Here is a 17,195-nt window from a genome sequence, read left to right as displayed (position 1 = left end):
TGCCGCGCCGCACCGACGAATTGCGCGAATTGTGATCACCCGCTCACGCACGGCAAAGAGATGGTGCCGTGGTCGAGCCCCTAGCAGAATCGCCCGATGGACCCCGTCACCCTCACCACCGACCGTCTCCTGCTGCGTACCGTCGGGCCGAACGACACCCGGGCCGTGTACGCCGCCGTCCAGGACCCCGACATCCTGCGCTGGACGTCGATCCCCTCGCCCTACCTCCCCGAACACGCCGCCGGCTTCACCGAGCAACTGGTCCCCGAAGGGTGGGCGGACGGCTCCATGTTCACCTTCGGCGTCTTCCTCCCGGGCGACGAGCTGGCGGGCATGGTCGGCCTCACGATGCGCTCCCGGAGCGTGGCCGAGATCGGCTTCTGGGCCACGAAGGAGCACCGCGGCCACGGCTACGTCACCGAGGCCGCCCGCGCCGCCGTCCGCTGGGCCTTCACCGACCTGTCGGTCGACCGCGTGGAATGGCGTGCGGAGGTCGGCAACGGCGCCTCCCGCGCGGTGGCCGAACGCACCGGTTTCACCCTTGAGGGCACCCTGCGCTCCGCGCTCGTGCACCAAGGCGTGCGGCGGGACTGCTGGGTGGGTTCGCTGCTGCCGTCCGACCTTGAGCTGCCGTCGACGGCACCGTACCTGCCGGCTCCCTCCCGGCCGTAGCGGCAAAACCGCAGCTCACCTCGTGTTGTCAGTGGCACCCCCTATCGTGCGGCCCATGACGACCCCGCGCCCGCTCACCACCCTCTCGGCAGACGAGGCCCGCCGTATCGCCCTGCGCGCCCAAGGCCTGCTCGGCTCCCCGGACCGCCGCTCGGGCGTCCGGGGCGTTCTCCGCCATCTCGGCGCGGTCCAGCTCGACACCATCTCGGTCCTCGCCCGCTCCCACGAGCTCATCCCGTACGCCCGCCTCGGCGCCGTGGGGCGCGGAGCGGTCGAGGACGCCTACTGGAAGCCCGTGCCCGCCGACACGCCCGAGGCGCGACCGCACGCCTTCGAGTACTGGTCGCACGCGGCGTGCATCCTCCCCATCGAGGAGTGGCCCCACTTCGCCTTCCGCCGCCGCGCCTACCGCAACCGCCCGCACTGGAACCACACCCTGCCCGACGGCACCTACGACCAGGTCATCAAGCAGCTCCGCGCCGAAGGCCCGCTCACCGCCACGGACTTGGGCGGTGCGAAGAAGACCAGCGAGTGGTGGGACTGGTCGGGCACGAAGGTGGCCGTCGAGCGGGCACTCATGTACGGCGAGGTGGTGTGCGTGGAGCGCCGCGGCTGGAAGCGCGTGTACGACCTCGCCGAGCGCGCCATCCCGGGCAGCCTGCTGCACGACGATCTGGACGACTCCGAGTGCCTGCGTCGCCTGGTCGGCCTCGCCGGTCAGTCCCTGGGCGTCGGCACGCGCGCGGACATCGCCGACTACCACCGTCTCAAGAGCGAGCAGGTCGACGCGGTGATCGCCGGCTCGGGCCTGGTCCCGGTCACGGTCGAGGGCTGGTCCAAGCCGGCCTGGGCCGATCCCACGGCCCTGGAGTCCACCCCGCGGGGCCGCCATCGCACCACGCTCCTGTCCCCCTTCGACTCCCTCGTCTGGGAGCGGGCGCGCACAGAGCGGATCTTCGGCTTCACGCACCGCCTGGAGGCGTACGTCCCGAAGCCGAAGCGGGTCTACGGCTACTTCGCGATGCCGGTGCTGGCCGGCGGCCACCTGGTCGGCCGCGTGGACCCGGCCCGGGAGGGCGCCACCCTGGTCGCCCGGCAGGTCACGCTGGACGGCCCGAAGGCGGTCCCGGCGGTCGCGCAGGCCCTGGTCGAGGCGGCGAGCTGGGTGAACTGCACGGACGTGCGGGTGGAGCGGGTGGACGCGCCGGAACTGCGCGAGCCTCTCGCGAGGGAAATCGCCCGCGCGACGGCCTGAACCCGCTACTGGATTTCGAGGATCTTCTCCCGCATCGCGTAGACCACCGCTTCCATCCTGGAGTGCAGCTGCAGCTTCTCCAGGATGTTGCGCACATGGTTCTTCACGGTGTTCTCGGAGATGAACAACTCCTTGGCGATATCCCGGTTGTTCATGCCCGTGGCGACCAGTTTCAGGACCTCCAGCTCACGGTCGGTGAGCCGCGGCGCCGGCACGAGCCGGCGTTCGTCGGTCCGCTGGATCATCGACTTGAACTCGGTGAGCAGTTTCGACGCCATGGAGGGGCTGATCTGCGACTGCCCGTCGGCCACCGCGCGAATGGCGGTGGCCACCTCGTCCGTGGAGATCTCCTTGAGGAGATATCCGGTCGCGCCGGCCTTGATCGCCTCGTAGAGGTCGGCTTCCTCGTCGCTGATCGTCAGCATGATGATCTTCGCGCTGGGGGCGACCTCCTTGATGGAGGTGCACGCCTCGATACCACCGCGCTTGGGCATCCGTACGTCCATCAGCACGATGTCGGGGAGCAGGTCGGCCGCCTTGTCGACGGCCTCCGCGCCGTCCCCGGCCTCGCCCACGACCTGGATGTCCTCCTCGGCCGCGAGGACGATCTCCAGGCCACGGCGGAAGAGGGCGTGGTCGTCCACGACCAGGACACGGATCGGCTCCTTGCGTGGAGAGCCCACGTCCGGGCCCGTGCCGGCGACACCGGCTCCGGCGTCGTCGTCCTGCATCGGTCCGAAGCTGTCCGCCATGGTTCCTCCCCCTGAAGGCTGTGGCCTGTGGTCCTGTGCCATCGCCAACCCAAGGCAACGACCCAGCGGTTGGGCCGGTGCGGCCATGATTTCATGCCCGGACGGCGCCGCGGTCACAGAGCGGGGCGTGAAGTGGTCGCACACCGGTGCCCCTGGAGGCGCACGCGCGCACCAGGGGCACCGGATCAGCCGTCGGCCGGGTGGTCAGCCACCCAGCGTGTCACCCGCCGCGGGGGACTGCGCCTGGGTGACCATCGGGTCCGTGCTGAGGTGGATGACGCCGTAGTCGTAGGCGTGCCGCCGGTAGACGACACTCGGTTCCTTGGTCTCGGAGTCGACGAACAGATAGAAGTCGTGCCCGACCAGCTCCATCTCGTAGAGAGCCTGGTCGAGGGTCATCGGGGAGGCGACGTGGGTCTTCTCGCGGACGACGAGGGGGCCGTCACCCTTGACCTCCAGCGAGCCGATCTTCTTGGTGGGCACGCCGTCCGGCGCTTCCTCCTGGACGGCGTGGCCATTGCCGTTGAGGGTCGCGGCGCCCGGAACGTGGTCGGGGACCTCGGCCGCCGTGAGCCTTCGTGAGCCGCGGCGGGTGTGGCGCTTGTCGTGCTGCTTGCGCAGCCGCGCGTCCAGCTTCTCCGCCGCCAGGTCGAGTGCCGCATACGGATCGTTGGCCGCCGCCTCCGCCCGGATCACCGGACCGCGGGAGCGGAGCGTGATCTCCACTCGGTCACAGCGGTCGGCCTGACGGGGGTTCGGCTCCTTGGACACCTCGACGTCCAGGCTGATCACCTTGCCATCGAGCTTCTGGATCTTCTCCAGCTTCAGCTTCTCGGCCACGTGCTTGCGGAACCGCTCGGGCACCTCGGTCTTGCGGCCCTTGACGACGATGTCCACGCAGAACTCCGTTCCCGGATCGCTCCGCTTCACTACGGAGCGTCTCCCTTTTGCACCAGGCTCCGGTCAGCCCCGGAACCTCGGACTCGGTGACGTCCACCTCCTCCCCCGCGGGCAAGATCTCCACTCCACCGGTGCGGGTGATAGTGAAAAACCCACGGCACGACATTCGGATAGGAGAGGTGTGGCCTGCGCCTTTCTCTCACAACCGAACATATCTCGCCCGGACGGATGTCGTCACCCTCTACCGCGACCTACCTCCGTTCAGGTGAATTGGTCCTCTCATAACCTGCAACGATGCAAGTTCACAGTCAGTTCCGGTTTATTTCGAAAGAATCCGGTGCGGAAGCGACCACGGCCGCGCAGATCACGTCACCACCGCTTCCGGAGCCCGCCCTTCCCGACGGGACACCCACCTGATCCGTCTCCTCCTTCGCCGTGCCGCCCATCCGTTCCCCTGTGACTTCCCGGCCTCCGGCGCCGTACACCGCCGTCGTCCCCTCTCCCCGCACACCCGCCCCGCGCACTCCCGCGGGCCGCACCGGTGCCGTCGGACCACTGCCACGCACCGCCGTCCGCCGCACACGCGCGGTGGCCCCACCCGGCGCCACCTCCCCCGCCCCCCTCGCGTCCCCGTCCGCCGCCACCTGACCCGCCAACCCCACCCGCACCGCACGCGCCGCCTCCGTCAGGGACGCGCCGGTGGTCATCAGGTCGTCGACCAGCACGACCGGACCGCCGGAGAGCAGCCGTCCGCCGCCGGGGACCACCGTCAACGCGCCGGCGAGATTCTCCAGCCGCTGCCGTGCGTTGAGCCCCGTCTGGTCGGCCACGGCACGCCCCTGCCTCAGCACGGACACCACACGTGCCGGTGTCCCGGTGCGCCGCAGTTCCGCAGCCGCCGCGAGCGCGATCCGCCGCGCCGGATCATGTCCCCGCGCCCGGACCACCCCCCGCGCGGACGGCACCGGAACGAGCCGCACGACCCCGCCATCCCGAGCCACCGCTTCCGGGCCCCCGTCCCGGTCGCCCAGCCGCCCTCTCGCCTCCGAGAACCCCGCCTCCGGACACCATCCCCAGGCCTCCCCCGATCCGCCCCCACAGGCCGCCTCGGCAGCCTCCTGAAGCCCTGTCCGCACCGCCCCCGCCAACGCCGTGCCCAGAGGTGTCGCCAGCGCCAGCGCACCCCGCTCCTTATGGGCCAGCAGCACGGCCCGCACCTCGTCCGCGTACCGCGCCACCGCGTGCACGACCGGCAGCCCCGACGGCTCCGGCACCGGTCGCACCCGGCACGGCACGGCCCCGCTCAGGACGGCACGGCACTCCGGACAGAGCACCGTGCGAGGCCTCCCGCAGCCTCCGCACTCGGCCGGCAGCACCAGATCGGTGAGGTCCTGCCACCACCCCCGCATGGCCACCACTCTGCCAACGCCGACGCGACCCTGCCACCCCTGTGGACAACTCCCTGTGGACAACTCCGGACGCCGCCGCGACCGTCGTCACCGCCGCCGTCACCACCGAGATCACGACCGCCGTGACCGACAAGAAGCGACCGCCCCCACCGGGGTCACCCCCGGCGGAGACGGCCGCCTCCCACACCCCGCGGCGGCACTCGCCCCGCGGTCCACCACTCACCCCGGATAGACCGGCGCCGTCCCGTCCGCGTTCACCTTCTGCCACTGCGTTCCGGACGGCAGCCGGACGATCCCGTCCTCCGAGTACGCCACCAACGGCAGATGGTCGTCCTCGGACGCGGCGATCTCCTTCACACCCGTCAGGGCCGCCGGCGCGGGCGCCTCCGGCGTGGAGCCGTCGACCTGGACGTAGCGCATCTGCTGCACTCCGCCCTCCTCGCGCCCGACCACCACGAGCCGGCTGTCACCGGCCCACGACATGGTCGTGAGCTCCTCCATCTCCGGTGTGGCGGAACGCAGTTCCTGGACCGACGGCGCCTCACCGGCCTTCTCGCCGCGCTCGACCCGACCGATGAACAGGGACTGCTTGCCGCCCTTCTCCACGACGAGCGCGATGCGCACGCCGTCGGCGGCCACCCGGAGGTCCTTGATGCGACCGTCCAGCCCCGGCATGTCCACCGTCAACGGCTCGCCCGCGCCCTCCTTCAGCACCAGCAGCCGCGCGTGCCCGGGGTCGCGGTCGGCCACCCACAGGTCGCCCTCCGCGTCCCAACTCGGCGCGGTCAGCCGGTCGTCGACCGTCGCGCCCTGGCTGGTCAGCACGGGCTCCCCGAGCGAACCGCCCGACACGAGCGAGCCGACGTACAGCGACTTGCCGTCGATCCCGACCCCGGCCGCGCTGTGCTCGTCACGCGACACCGCGACCGACCGCAACTCCTTGTCGCCCTCGCCCAGCGCTCCCGGCACCGGATCGGACTTCGTGCTGTTGCTACGCGCCGGCAGCCGGACGAGCCGATGCTCGCCGTCGACGAAGTACAGGTAGTCGGCGCCGCTCACCGAGCCACGGGCGGCGACGGCGACGGCGTCGGCCTTGGTCAGCGCGCACAACTGCTTGTCGCCCGACCGCAGTTCGACCTCGTCCACCGCGGGGGTGCGGTTCTGCAGGGTGAACAGAACCTGGGACGCCATCTCCTCGCACTTGGCCGAACCGACCTGCCTGGCGCGGGCGTTGAGCGGCACGGTCAGCTTGCTCCGGTCGTCCGGCACCAGCGAGGTGACGTCCTTCGCGAGCGTCGTTCCGGTGGGGAAACTGGACCTGACGACGGGATCGAGCCAGCTCGTGGGCCCGGCGATCAGGGATCGCACCATCTGTGTCATGGGATCCACCCGCTCGCGCACGTACACGGGATCGGCGACGGCCACGATCTCGGGACTCGTTCCGACCCTCGTGTTCGAGGCGAAGTAGTACTTGTTGACGGATGTGTAGTTGCGCTGGAAGTCCGACTGGCCCATGACGACGCCCTGCGGCAGCCGGTCGATGCGCCACTGCTTGGTCTTCGGGTCCCGCTTGAGGTACACCGACTGGTCGTAGTTGCCCTCCGCGGGCGCGTACGACTGCTGCCCGTCCACCGTGGCGACCTTCTCCCCGGTGAGCGGGTACGAGACGGCGTTGGCGTCCTCCCGGTCCGCGGCCCGCTCGGGCCCGATGGTCGCCCCGTCCGCGAGCACCGTGGTGGACAGCTTCGGACGCCATGTCTTCGCGGCAGCCTTCGTCAGGTAACCGCGCGCCGTCTCATAGTTCGGATCGTCGCTGGTCAGCGCCTCCAGGAAGCCCTGGACGATGTCCGAGGCGGGCGCGTCCTCCTGCGGCGGGATGGCGAACACCCGCACCTGGCTGTCCTGTCGCGGTGTGGACTCGACCCCCCGCAGATCCCCGCTGTCGGGCATGGACGCACAGCCCGCCAGCAGTACGACGCCACAAGCGGCGTAGGCCGCCGCGCGCCCCGGCGTGCGCCGCGCGCCCCGCTGGCGGTCAGCGCCCACGAAATGCCTCCCCTTGCTCGTACGAGCCTTCCGACCCGGCCTCCGGACCGCTCACGGCCGCCCGCCCGGGCCCGGCGGCCTCGGCGCTCTCCGGCCCGCTGCCCGAAGGCTGCTCGTCCTGCCGTCGCGCCCCCGAAGCGGGCCGGGACACGACGCGCGCGCCGTTGCCGGGCAGCGCCGTCGGGTCCGCCGTTGCCGCGGCCGAGGTCCGGGTCGTTATCGGACCCCGCGCCGCCCCCTGGTCACCCGTCGGCTGGGCCGGCACGGTGGCCTTCTTCTCCCCGCCGCCACGTGGCAGCCCGGCGTCGTCGAGGCCCCGATGGCGCCGCGAGTCCTTGGGCTCCAGCGGTATCGGCGAGCCCCTGAGCGGCTCGTCCGCGGTCCGCGGCAACGTCAGCCGGAACTGCGAACCGCCGCCCGGCTCACCCCACGCCTGCAGCCAACCGCCGTGCAACCGCGCGTCCTCCAGGGCGATGGACAACCCGAGGCCCGTACCTCCGGTGGTACGCGCGCGTGCCGGGTCCGCCCGCCAGAAGCGGCTGAAGACGCGGGTCGCCTCACCGGGCTTGAGTCCGACCCCGTAGTCGCGCACCGCGACCGCGACCGCCCCGCCCGCCGTGGCCAGTTTGACGAAGACGTCCTTGCCCTCGCCGTGCTCCACGGCGTTGACGACGAGGTTGCGCAGCACCCGCTCCACCCGCCGGGCGTCCGCCTCGGCCACGATGGGCTGCTGGTCGCCCACCACCCGGACCGTCGTGCCCTTGCGCTCGGCCAGCGGCTCGGCCCCGCTGACGACCCGCCGCACGACCTCACGCAGGTCGATCGGCTCGGCCTCCAGGGCCGCCGCGCCCGCGTCGAAGCGGCTGATCTCCAGCAGGTCCGCGAGCAGCGTCTCGAACCGGTCCAGCTGGTCGGCGAGCAGCTCGGCCGAGCGGGCGGTCACCGGATCGAAGTCCACGCGCGCGTCGTGGATGACATCGGCCGCCATCCGCACGGTCGTGAGCGGCGTCCGCAGCTCGTGCGACACGTCGGACACGAACCGGCGCTGCATCCGCGACAGTTCCTCCAGCTGCTGGATCTTCAGCTGCAGGTTCTGCGCCATCTTGTTGAAGGCCTCACCGAGGCGCGCGATGTCGTCCTCACCGGTGACCTTCATCCGCTCCTGAAGCCGCCCGGCGGACAACCGCTCGGCGATCCCGGCCGCCATCCGCACCGGCGTGACGACCTGCCGCACCACGAGCCAGGCGATGGCCCCGAGGAGGACGACGACGAAGAGGCCCGCCGTCGCCAGGGTGCCCTTGACCAGGCTCAGCGACTTCTCCTCCTGCGTGAGCGGGAAGAGGTAGTACAGCTGGTAGGGGTCGCCGTTCGGGTCGCTGACCTGCTTGCCGATGACCAGGGCCGGCTGGGAGTCCTTGTCGGCGTCGTAGACGATCCGGGTGTAGCGCTGGGCCGCCGCCGTACTGCTGTCGATCCGCTCGCGCAGATCCTCCGGCACGCTGGACGACGGGTCCACGTCACCGGAGGCACGCGGCCCGCGCCCGCTGCCGCTGTCGTTGCCCGCGGGGAGCGTCACCACGTCGAAGGCGCCCTGGCCGCCGCTGGACAGCGACTCCACCAGGTCGCTCATCCACGGGATGACGTTCTGTGAGGGGCGGCCGTCCACCGTCGTGCCGTCGTCGCCGGTGCCGCTCGACGCCTCGTCGGCCTTCTGATCGGCCACCGCGAACCCTCCGGTGGCCTGGCTCTGCGAGGCCTTCACCTTGGCGTCCAGCAGTCCGTTGCGCACCTGGCCGATGACGACGAACCCGAGCAGCAGTACGACACCCAGCGACATCAGCAGGGTCGTGACGACGACCTTGAGCTGGATGTTGCGCCGCCAGAGCCGCATGACGGGCAGCAGCGGCCGGCGCACCCAGCGCATGAAGAGGCGCAGCACCGGGCTGCCATGGACGCCGCCCTGCAGCAACCCGCCCTCGAAGAGGCGACCCCAGCGGGAGCCTGCCGTCTTCCGGCCGACAGACCGCCCCGCGCGGGCCCCGGACCTGCCGGGCGCCGAAGCGGCACTGTCACCGGACATGTCAGCTCGGCCCCGCCTTGTAACCGACACCACGGACGGTCACCACGATCTCCGGGCGCTCCGGGTCCTTCTCGACCTTGGAACGCAGCCGCTGCACATGCACATTCACCAGGCGGGTGTCGGCCGCGTGCCGGTAGCCCCACACCTGCTCCAGCAGCACCTCACGCGTGAACACCTGCCACGGCTTGCGCGCGAGCGCCACCAGCAGGTCGAACTCCAGCGGGGTGAGCGCGATCGACTGCCCGTCCCGCTTCACGGAGTGCCCGGCCACGTCGATGACCAGGTCCCCTATGGCGAGCTGCTCGGGCGCCGGCTCCTCCGACCTCCGCAGCCTGGCCCGGATCCGGGCCACCAGCTCCTTCGGCTTGAACGGCTTCACGATGTAGTCGTCGGCACCCGACTCCAGACCCACCACGACATCGACGGTGTCGCTCTTCGCCGTGAGCATCACGATCGGCACCCCGGACTCCGCCCTGATCAGGCGGCACACCTCGATGCCGTCCCGTCCGGGCAGCATCAGATCCAGCAGCACCAGATCGGGCTTGGACTCACGGAAAGCGGCCAGCGCCTTGTCGCCGTCGGCTACGAAAGACGGCTCAAAACCTTCACCACGCAGCACAATGCCGAGCATCTCGGCCAGTGCGGTGTCGTCGTCGACGACAAGGACTCGTCCCTTCATAAACGACATCATCCCATTCTCGTAACAGTGACCGGGGCGCTGGTGAGCGAGGTCACTGGCCTGTGACGATAGTCGTACGGAGTCGCCACTGTCTGCCCTCGCCCGCCGGTGTCGATGTCAGTAGCAGATGTCGGGCAGGCCCGCCACGGGCCGCTCCCGGCCACCCGACACCTCTCCCGCACGGTCATCCTCGCCAGCTCCCCGCACTGTCGGTCACGACTCTCTTTCCCTGCGTACACCCTCGGCGCCATGAACCTCGTCAAGCGCCCTCCGACGGAACCGCCTGGCCGGCCGTCACCTGACGCGACCGTGCCCACAACTCCGCGAGCGCCTCAGCCGTCACCGGCGAGACGACCCCCTCCTCGGTGACGATCGCCGTCACCAGCTCGGGCGGTGTCACATCGAACGCCGGGTTGTACGCCTGCGTCCCCAGCGGTGCCAGCGGGACCCCGCCGCCCGCCTCGACCCCGGCCATCGGCACCTGAGGCGCCGTGATCTCGGTCACCTCATGGCCGGGACGCTGCTCGACCTCGATGGACGCCCCGTCCGGGGTGTCCGGATCCACCGTCGTCAGCGGCGCCACCACGATGAACGGCACATGGTGGTACCGCGCCAGCACCGCGAGCGGATAACTCCCCACCTTGTTCGCCACCGCCCCGTCCGCCGCGATGCGGTCCGCCCCGATCAGCACGGCGTCCACCTCCCCCGCCGCGAACAGCGAACCCGCCGCGTTGTCGGTCAGCAAGGTGTACGCCATACCGCTGCGCGCCGCCTCGTACGCCGTCAGCCGCGCGCCCTGCAACAAGGGCCGCGTCTCGTCCACCCACAGCCGCCGCAACTGCCCGGCCCGGTGCGCGGCGAGCGCCACCGCGAAGGCCGTCCCCTCCCCGCCCGACACCAGCGACCCGGTGTTGCAGTGGGTGAGGATCCGGTGCCCGCCACCGGGCAGCAACTCGTCCAGCAGGGCGAGACCGCGCTCGGCCATCCGGCCACTGGCCTCGGCGTCCTCCCGGTGCAGCAGCCGAGCCGCGGCCAGCGCCGCCGCGGCGGCCTGCTCGCCGTCACCGCCCCTGGCGAGCTCCGCCCGGAAGGCCGACTGCGCCCTGCGCACCCCGAGAGCCAGGTTCACCGCCGTGGGGCGGGCCCCCGCCAACGCGTTCGCGGCGTCGTCCACGTCGAACCCCCGTACGGCGGCGAGCGCGACGCCGTACGCCCCCGCGATGCCGAGCAACGGCGCCCCGCGCACGGCGAGCGAACGGATCGCCTCCACCAGCGCGGGCGCGTCCGTGCAGACCAGTTCGACCTCCTCGGCCGGCAGTCTCGTCTGGTCGAGAAGCACCAGGACGGGACCCTCCGGTGGCTCCTCCCAACGGATCGCCGGTATCTCGGTCGGCCTGCTGTCCTCGCCGGTTTGCGCGTACTGATCAGCCATGTGGCCAGTCTGCCCCTTGTCCGGCGGACAATTGAAGGTGTCCAGCCCATACCGTGCCTGGTCCGTCGGCGACCACCCCATGGCACGATGGCTGCCAACCTGCCGCCGCGACCGCGGACGGGCACCGTGAAGGAGCGACGATGAAGGACACTCCGGGCTGGGCCTCGCCCGGATCCGCCCCCTCCGACGGGCACGAGCCCGGCGCACCCGGCCCTGCCGAGCCCGCCGACCGGCCCGACGCGGCGAACCCCGCGGAACAGCCGGGACCTGACCCACAGGGCCCCGGCACGAAGTGGTCCAAGGAGCAGCCCCCGGCCGACCAGTGGTCCACGCCCGCCGGTGGCCCGCCTCCCGGCCAGACGCCGCCACCCCCACCGCCCGGCCCGGGCTGGGGCACCCCGCCTCCCGGCGGCCCCGGCGGACACGGGGGCTACGGCCCTCCCGGTGGCGGGAACGGCGGTGGAAACGGCGGCTGGGGCGGCGGCTACGGCACCCCCGGCGGCTACAGCGGCTGGGGCGGCCCCCCGCCCGCGGCCAAGCCCGGCGTGATCCCGCTGCGCCCCCTCGGCGTGGGCGAGATCCTCGACGGTGCCGTCTCCACCATGCGCACCTACTGGCGCACGGTCCTGGGCATCTCGCTGACCGTCGCGGTCGTCACGGAAATCGTCATCATCCTGCTCCAGGGGCTCGTCCTCAACGACACCACCGACGCCGAGGCCCTCAACGACCCGAGCGCCACCCTCAGCGAGATCAGCCGCGCCATGGGCGACGCCATGATCGGCAGCGTGGTCGTCTTCGCGATCACCCTGATCGGTACGGTCATGGCGACCGCCCTGCTCACCACCGTCACCAGCCGCGCCGTGCTCGGCCGCCCCGTCACCACCCGCGAGGCCTGGCACGACGCCCGCCCTCAGGTGATGAAGCTGCTGGGCCTGATCCTCCTCCTGATGCTCATCGCCGTCGGCCTCGTCGTCGTGGGCGTGCTGCCCGGCATCATCGTGGCCGTCTCGGGCGCCGGCGGAGCGGGCACGGCACTCGCCGTCCTGGGCGGCCTGGCCGCCGTCATCGTCGCCGTATGGCTCATGATGCGTTTCTCCCTGGCCTCGCCCACGCTGATGCTGGAGAAGCAGGGCATCGTGAAGTCCCTGAACCGCTCCGCGAAGCTGGTCCGCGGCTCCTGGTGGCGGGTGTTCGGCATCCAGCTGCTCGCGGGGATCATCGCGAACATCATGGCGGCGATCGTCGTCCTCCCCTTCACCTTCCTCGCCGCCGCGTTCAGCGGGGACGGCTTCACCGGCTTCATGGAAGGCACCAGCGACCTCGGCTGGACGTTCCTCATCATCAGCGGCATCGGCTCGGTGATCGGCTCCATGATCACGTTCCCGATCACGGCGGGCGTCACCGTGCTCCTCTACATCGACCAGCGCATCCGGCGCGAGGCCCTCGACCTCGAACTGGCCCGCGCCGCCGGCGTCCAGGGCTACGGCACCACCCCCGCCCCCGGGAGCTGATGCGGTGAGTCCGACGGGGGGAGTTCTCACAGTGGTCCGGGGCCTGCCGCACGCCGACCGCACAGCGGTGCTGTCGCTCGCCCGCTCGAACGACGAGCCACCGCTGACGATCCCGCGCGACCCCGCGCGCGAGGCGGCCCGGCGCGAGCTGTCCAAGCGGATGTACCACGAGAACGACCCCGGTTGGTTCCAGCGCGCCCTGAACGCCTTCTGGGAGTGGCTCGACAAGCTGTTCAACGCCGCCTCGGCCGCGACCCCCGGCGGAGCACTCGGCCTGGTCGTCGTCGTCCTGGCCGTCCTCGCGGTCCTGGGCGCCCTGTGGTGGCGCCTGGGCACCCCGCGCCGCCGTCCCACCTCCACCGCGGCCCTGTTCGACGACCGCCCCCGCAGCGCCGCCGAACACCGCGCGGCCGCCGCGGCGCACGCGGCCCAGGGCCACTGGAGCCAGGCCGTGCAGGAACAGATGCGGGCCATCGTCCGCTCCCTGGAGGAGCGCGCGCTCCTCGACACCCGCCCCGGCCGCACCGCGGACGAGGCAGCCGCCGACGCGGGCCGCACCCTGCCCTCGCAGGCGGACCGACTGCGCGCCGCCGCCCGGGACTTCGACGACGTGACATACGGCGGACGCGCGGCGACCGAGCGGTCGTACCACCGCATCGCCGAACTCGACCGCGACCTCGGGCGCACCAAGCCACAGCTCGCGAGCACCGTCCCCAGCGCGGCCCACAGCACGGCCCACGACGTCAGCCGGGGAGCCGCCGAATGACCACCGGGGCCCCGCTCCCGTCCACCTCGGCCTCGCCCACCACCCGTCAGGTGTGGACCCGCGCGCGAGGTGTCGTCCTCGCCCTCGTGGTCCTCCTGGCGGGGGCCGTGGCGATCGCCGCCATCCGCTCCGAGGCCCAGCACGGCACGCTCGACCCGCGCGCCGCCGACCCGCAGGGCAGCCGCGCCGTCGCCGAACTCCTCGCCGACCGAGGTGTCTCCACCCGCGTGGTGACCACCCTCGAAGAAGCGAGCGCCGCGGCCGGCCCGGACACCACCCTGCTGATCGCCGTCCCCGACCTGCTGACGCACAGCCAGCAGAACCGGCTGCGCTCCGGGACCGCCGACTCCGGCGGCCGTACCGTCCTGGTCGCCCCCGGCAGCTGGTCCGTGGAACAGCTGGCCCCCGGTGTGGTCGCCAGCCCGGCCACCAGCGTCGACTCGACGCTCTCCCCCGACTGCGCCCTGCCCGCCGCCCGGCGCGCGGGCACCGCCGACACGGGCGGCTTCCGCTACACCGCCACCCGGCCCGACGCCGACGAGTGCTACCCCAGCGAACGCCTGGCCACCCTGGTTCGGGTCCCGGACACCTCCGGGGACGGCGACACCATCGCACTCGGCGCCCCCGACATCCTCTACAACGACACCCTCGACGAGCACGGCAACGCCTCGCTCGCCCTCCAACTCCTCGGCTCCCGCCCCCATCTGGTCTGGTACCTCCCCTCGCTCTCCGACTCCACCGCCGGCACGGACCGCGAACAGGGCTTCTTCGACCTGCTCCCTTCGGGCTGGCTCTGGGGCACACTGCAGCTCTTCGTCGCAGCCGCCCTCGCCGCCCTCTGGCGGGCACGCCGACTGGGCCCCCTCGTACCGGAAAATCTCCCCGTGGCGATCCGCGCCTCCGAGACCGCCGAAGGCCGCGCCCGCCTCTACCGCAAGGCCAACGCCCGTGACCGCGCGGCCATCGCTCTTCGCTCCGCCACCCGCACCCGCCTCGCCCCCCTCGTAGGCGCCCCCGTCGCCCAGGCGCACACGCCCGAGACCCTGCTCCCCGCCCTGTCCGCCCATCTCCACAACGACGGCGACGGACAGACCCTCCACTCGCTCCTCTTCGGCCCGCCGCCCGGCGACGACGCGGCCCTGATCGCCCTCGCCGACCAACTCGACGCCCTCGAAAGGGAGGTACGCCGTCCATGATGGACCCGACCACTGACAACGCCGGGAACACCGGGTACGCCGGGAGCGAGGACAGCGCCCGAGCCTCCCTGGAGGCCCTGCGCACCGAGATCGCCAAGGCCGTGGTCGGCCAGGACCCCGCCGTGACCGGTCTCGTCGTCGCCCTCCTCTGCCGCGGACACGTTCTCCTTGAAGGAGTCCCTGGAGTAGCCAAGACGTTGCTCGTCCGCGCCCTCGCTTCGGCGCTGGAACTCGACACCAAGCGTGTCCAGTTCACCCCGGACCTGATGCCGAGCGACGTGACGGGCTCCCTGGTCTACGACACCCGAAGCTCCGAGTTCTCCTTCCAACCCGGCCCGGTCTTCACCAACCTCCTGCTGGCCGACGAGATCAACCGCACCCCGCCCAAGACCCAGTCGTCCCTCCTCGAAGCCATGGAGGAACGCCAGGTCACGGTCGACGGCATCCCCCGCCCGCTCCCCGACCCGTTCCTGGTCGCCGCGACCCAGAACCCCGTCGAGTACGAGGGCACCTATCCCCTGCCCGAGGCCCAACTGGACCGTTTCCTCCTCAAGCTGACGATCCCGCTCCCCTCCCGCCAGGACGAGATCAGCGTCCTCACCCGCCACGCCGAGGGCTTCAACCCGCGCGACCTGCACGCCGCCGGCGTACGCCCCGTCGCGGGCCCGGCCGATCTGGAAGCCGCCCGCGCCGCGGTCGCCAAGACGACGATCTCCCCGGAAATCACCGCGTACGTGGTCGACATCTGCCGAGCCACCCGAGAATCGCCGTCCCTCACCCTCGGCGTCTCCCCGCGTGGCGCCACGGCCCTGTTGGCCACGGCCCGCGCCTGGGCCTGGCTGACCGGCCGCGACTACGTCACCCCCGACGACGTCAAGGCCCTCGCCCTCCCCACCCTCCGCCACCGTGTACAACTCCGCCCGGAGGCAGAGATGGAAGGCGTGACGGCCGACTCCGTCGTCAACGCGATCCTCGCCCACGTCCCCGTCCCCCGCTGATGGCACTCACCGGGCGCGCCGCACTCCTCGCGGCCCTGGGCTCCCTCCCTGTCGGCATCTGGGACCCCGGCTGGACGGGCATCCTCGCGGTCAACGCCCCCCTGGCCGTCGCCTGTGCCTGCGACTTCGCACTCGCGGCTCCCGTACGACGCCTCGGCCTGACCCGCTCGGGCGACACCTCGGTCCGTCTGGGCGAGACCGCCGACGTCACCCTCACCGTCACCAATCAGTCCCGCCGACCGCTCCGCGCCCATCTGCGCGACGCCTGGCCCCCCAGCAGCTGGCAACCCGGCACAGAGGTGGCAGCCTCCCGCCACCGCCTGACGGTCCCGCCGGGCGAACGCCGTCGCGTGACCACCCGCCTACGACCGACCCGCCGCGGCGACCGCCGGCCCGACCGCGTCACGATCCGCTCGTACGGCCCCCTCGGTCTCTTCTTCCGCCAGGGCACCCACAAGGTCCCGTGGACGGTCCGCGTCCTGCCCCCGTTCACCAGCCGAAAGCATCTGCCTTCCAAGCTGGCCCGGCTGCGCGAACTGGACGGCCGCACCAGCGTCCTCACCCGAGGCGAGGGCACTGAATTCGACAGCCTGCGCGAGTACGTCCCCGGCGACGACACCCGTTCCATCGACTGGCGCGCCACAGCCCGCCAGACCACGGTCGCCGTCCGCACCTGGCGCCCCGAACGCGACCGCCACATCCTTCTCGTCCTGGACACCGGCCGCACCTCCGCGGGCCGCGTCGGCGACGCCCCACGCCTCGACGCCTCCCTGGACGCGGCCCTGCTCCTGGCCGCCCTGGCATCCCGCGCCGGCGACCGCGTCGACCTGCTCGCCTACGACCGTCGCGTGCGCGCCCTGGTCCAGGGCCGCGCGGCAGGAGACGTACTCCCGTCCCTGGTCAACGCCATGGCGACGCTGGAACCAGAGCTCGTCGAAACGGACTCCCGAGGCCTTACGGCAACGGCACTCAGGGCCGCCCCGCGCCGCTCCCTGATCGTCCTGCTCACGACTCTCGACGCGGCCCCGGTCGAGGAGGGCCTGCTGCCCGTGCTCTCCCAACTCACCCAGCGCCACACGATTCTGCTGGCATCGGTGGCGGACCCCCACATCGCCGGCATGGCCCGAGCCCGCGGAAACACCGAGGCCGTCTACGAGGCCGCAGCCGCAGCCCAGGCGCAGGCCGAACGCCATCGCATCGCGGAACAACTCCGCCGCCGCGGTGTCACGGTCGTCGACGCCACCCCCGATGACCTGGCCCCGGCACTGGCAGACGCCTACCTGGCGCTGAAGGCCGCCGGCCGCCTATGACCTATTCCTTTGCTACCTGGGGCGGGCAACCACCCCTGACCGGAAACACAAAAAAGGCCCACACCATAAGGTGTGGGCCTTTTCCATAAAGTTTGTTCGGCGGCGTCCTACTCTCCCACAGGGTCCCCCCTGCAGTACCATCGGCGCTGTAAGGCTTAGCTTCCGGGTTCGGAATGTAACCGGGCGTTT

At 71.8% G+C, this 17,195-nt stretch carries 14 protein-coding genes and 1 rRNA gene; 7 read left to right on the top strand and 8 right to left on the bottom strand.

What is annotated here, in order from left to right; all coding sequences use genetic code 11:
* Window positions 1–96 precede the first annotated feature (96 nt).
* A complete protein-coding gene (locus tag ACZ5VD_RS00075; RefSeq protein WP_468679754.1) occupies window positions 97–672 on the top strand; it encodes a GNAT family N-acetyltransferase in 576 nt (191 codons plus the stop codon).
* Between the two features lie 55 nt (window positions 673–727).
* Window positions 728–1,927 carry a winged helix-turn-helix domain-containing protein gene (locus ACZ5VD_RS00070; protein WP_468679752.1) on the top strand — a complete coding sequence of 400 codons (1,200 nt, stop codon included), beginning with the start codon at window positions 728–730 and terminating at the stop codon, window positions 1,925–1,927.
* Window positions 1,928–1,932: 5 nt separating this feature from the next.
* Here the strand turns inward: ACZ5VD_RS00070 and ACZ5VD_RS00065 are convergent, their stop codons facing one another.
* The 7 genes from ACZ5VD_RS00065 to mtnA form a co-directional block, all read right to left on the bottom strand.
* Window positions 1,933–2,679, bottom strand: a complete 747-nt coding sequence (locus ACZ5VD_RS00065; protein WP_468552855.1) for a response regulator — start codon at window positions 2,677–2,679, stop codon at window positions 1,933–1,935.
* Window positions 2,680–2,883: 204 nt separating this feature from the next.
* Complete coding sequence (hpf, locus tag ACZ5VD_RS00060) at window positions 2,884–3,576, bottom strand: ribosome hibernation-promoting factor, HPF/YfiA family (protein ID WP_468552854.1); 693 nt, start codon at window positions 3,574–3,576, stop codon at window positions 2,884–2,886.
* A gap of 311 nt (window positions 3,577–3,887) precedes the next feature.
* Entirely contained in the window at window positions 3,888–4,988 is a 1,101-nt protein-coding gene (locus tag ACZ5VD_RS00055) for a ComF family protein (protein ID WP_468679750.1), read from the bottom strand.
* Between the two features lie 219 nt (window positions 4,989–5,207).
* Window positions 5,208–7,034: an LpqB family beta-propeller domain-containing protein gene (locus tag ACZ5VD_RS00050; protein ID WP_468552852.1), complete on the bottom strand. Its 1,827-nt coding sequence runs from the start codon at window positions 7,032–7,034 to the stop codon at window positions 5,208–5,210.
* Window positions 7,024–9,114 (bottom strand): MtrAB system histidine kinase MtrB, encoded by a 2,091-nt coding sequence (gene mtrB / locus ACZ5VD_RS00045; protein WP_468552851.1) that lies wholly within the window; start codon window positions 9,112–9,114, stop codon window positions 7,024–7,026. Before mtrB ends, ACZ5VD_RS00050 begins: the two co-directional genes overlap by 11 nt.
* 1 nt (window position 9,115) lies before the next feature.
* Window positions 9,116–9,805, bottom strand: a complete 690-nt coding sequence (mtrA, locus tag ACZ5VD_RS00040; RefSeq protein ID WP_187284748.1) for a two-component system response regulator MtrA — start codon at window positions 9,803–9,805, stop codon at window positions 9,116–9,118.
* 247 nt (window positions 9,806–10,052) lie between these two features.
* Window positions 10,053–11,225, bottom strand: coding sequence for an S-methyl-5-thioribose-1-phosphate isomerase (gene mtnA, locus ACZ5VD_RS00035; RefSeq protein ID WP_468552850.1), 1,173 nt, complete (start codon window positions 11,223–11,225; stop codon window positions 10,053–10,055).
* Between the two features lie 140 nt (window positions 11,226–11,365).
* Between mtnA and ACZ5VD_RS00030 the strand changes: the two genes are divergently transcribed.
* Genes ACZ5VD_RS00030 through ACZ5VD_RS00010 form a run of 5 tightly spaced genes read left to right on the top strand, consistent with a single transcriptional unit; the run spans window position 11,366 to window position 17,006 of the window.
* Window positions 11,366–12,736 (top strand): DUF7847 domain-containing protein, encoded by a 1,371-nt coding sequence (locus ACZ5VD_RS00030; RefSeq protein ID WP_468679748.1) that lies wholly within the window; start codon window positions 11,366–11,368, stop codon window positions 12,734–12,736.
* Window positions 12,737–12,740: 4 nt separating this feature from the next.
* A complete protein-coding gene (locus ACZ5VD_RS00025; protein WP_468552848.1) occupies window positions 12,741–13,502 on the top strand; it encodes a DUF4129 domain-containing protein in 762 nt (253 codons plus the stop codon).
* Window positions 13,499–14,698: a DUF4350 domain-containing protein gene (locus tag ACZ5VD_RS00020; RefSeq protein WP_468552847.1), complete on the top strand. Its 1,200-nt coding sequence runs from the start codon at window positions 13,499–13,501 to the stop codon at window positions 14,696–14,698. Before ACZ5VD_RS00025 ends, ACZ5VD_RS00020 begins: the two co-directional genes overlap by 4 nt.
* Window positions 14,698–15,696: an AAA family ATPase gene (locus tag ACZ5VD_RS00015; protein WP_468552972.1), complete on the top strand. Its 999-nt coding sequence runs from the start codon at window positions 14,698–14,700 to the stop codon at window positions 15,694–15,696. The genes ACZ5VD_RS00020 and ACZ5VD_RS00015 overlap by 1 nt, the downstream gene beginning before the upstream one ends.
* Window positions 15,696–17,006: a DUF58 domain-containing protein gene (locus tag ACZ5VD_RS00010; protein ID WP_468679746.1), complete on the top strand. Its 1,311-nt coding sequence runs from the start codon at window positions 15,696–15,698 to the stop codon at window positions 17,004–17,006. The genes ACZ5VD_RS00015 and ACZ5VD_RS00010 overlap by 1 nt, the downstream gene beginning before the upstream one ends.
* A 94-nt stretch (window positions 17,007–17,100) precedes the next feature.
* Here the strand turns inward: ACZ5VD_RS00010 and rrf are convergent.
* Window positions 17,101–17,195, bottom strand: a 5S ribosomal RNA gene (gene rrf / locus ACZ5VD_RS00005); the annotation flags it as partial.

The sequence above is a fragment of the Streptomyces sp. NPDC032822 genome (assembly GCF_055578825.1).
Note: the sequence above shows the minus strand (reverse complement) of the source record. Positions and strands in the feature narration are given on the sequence as shown.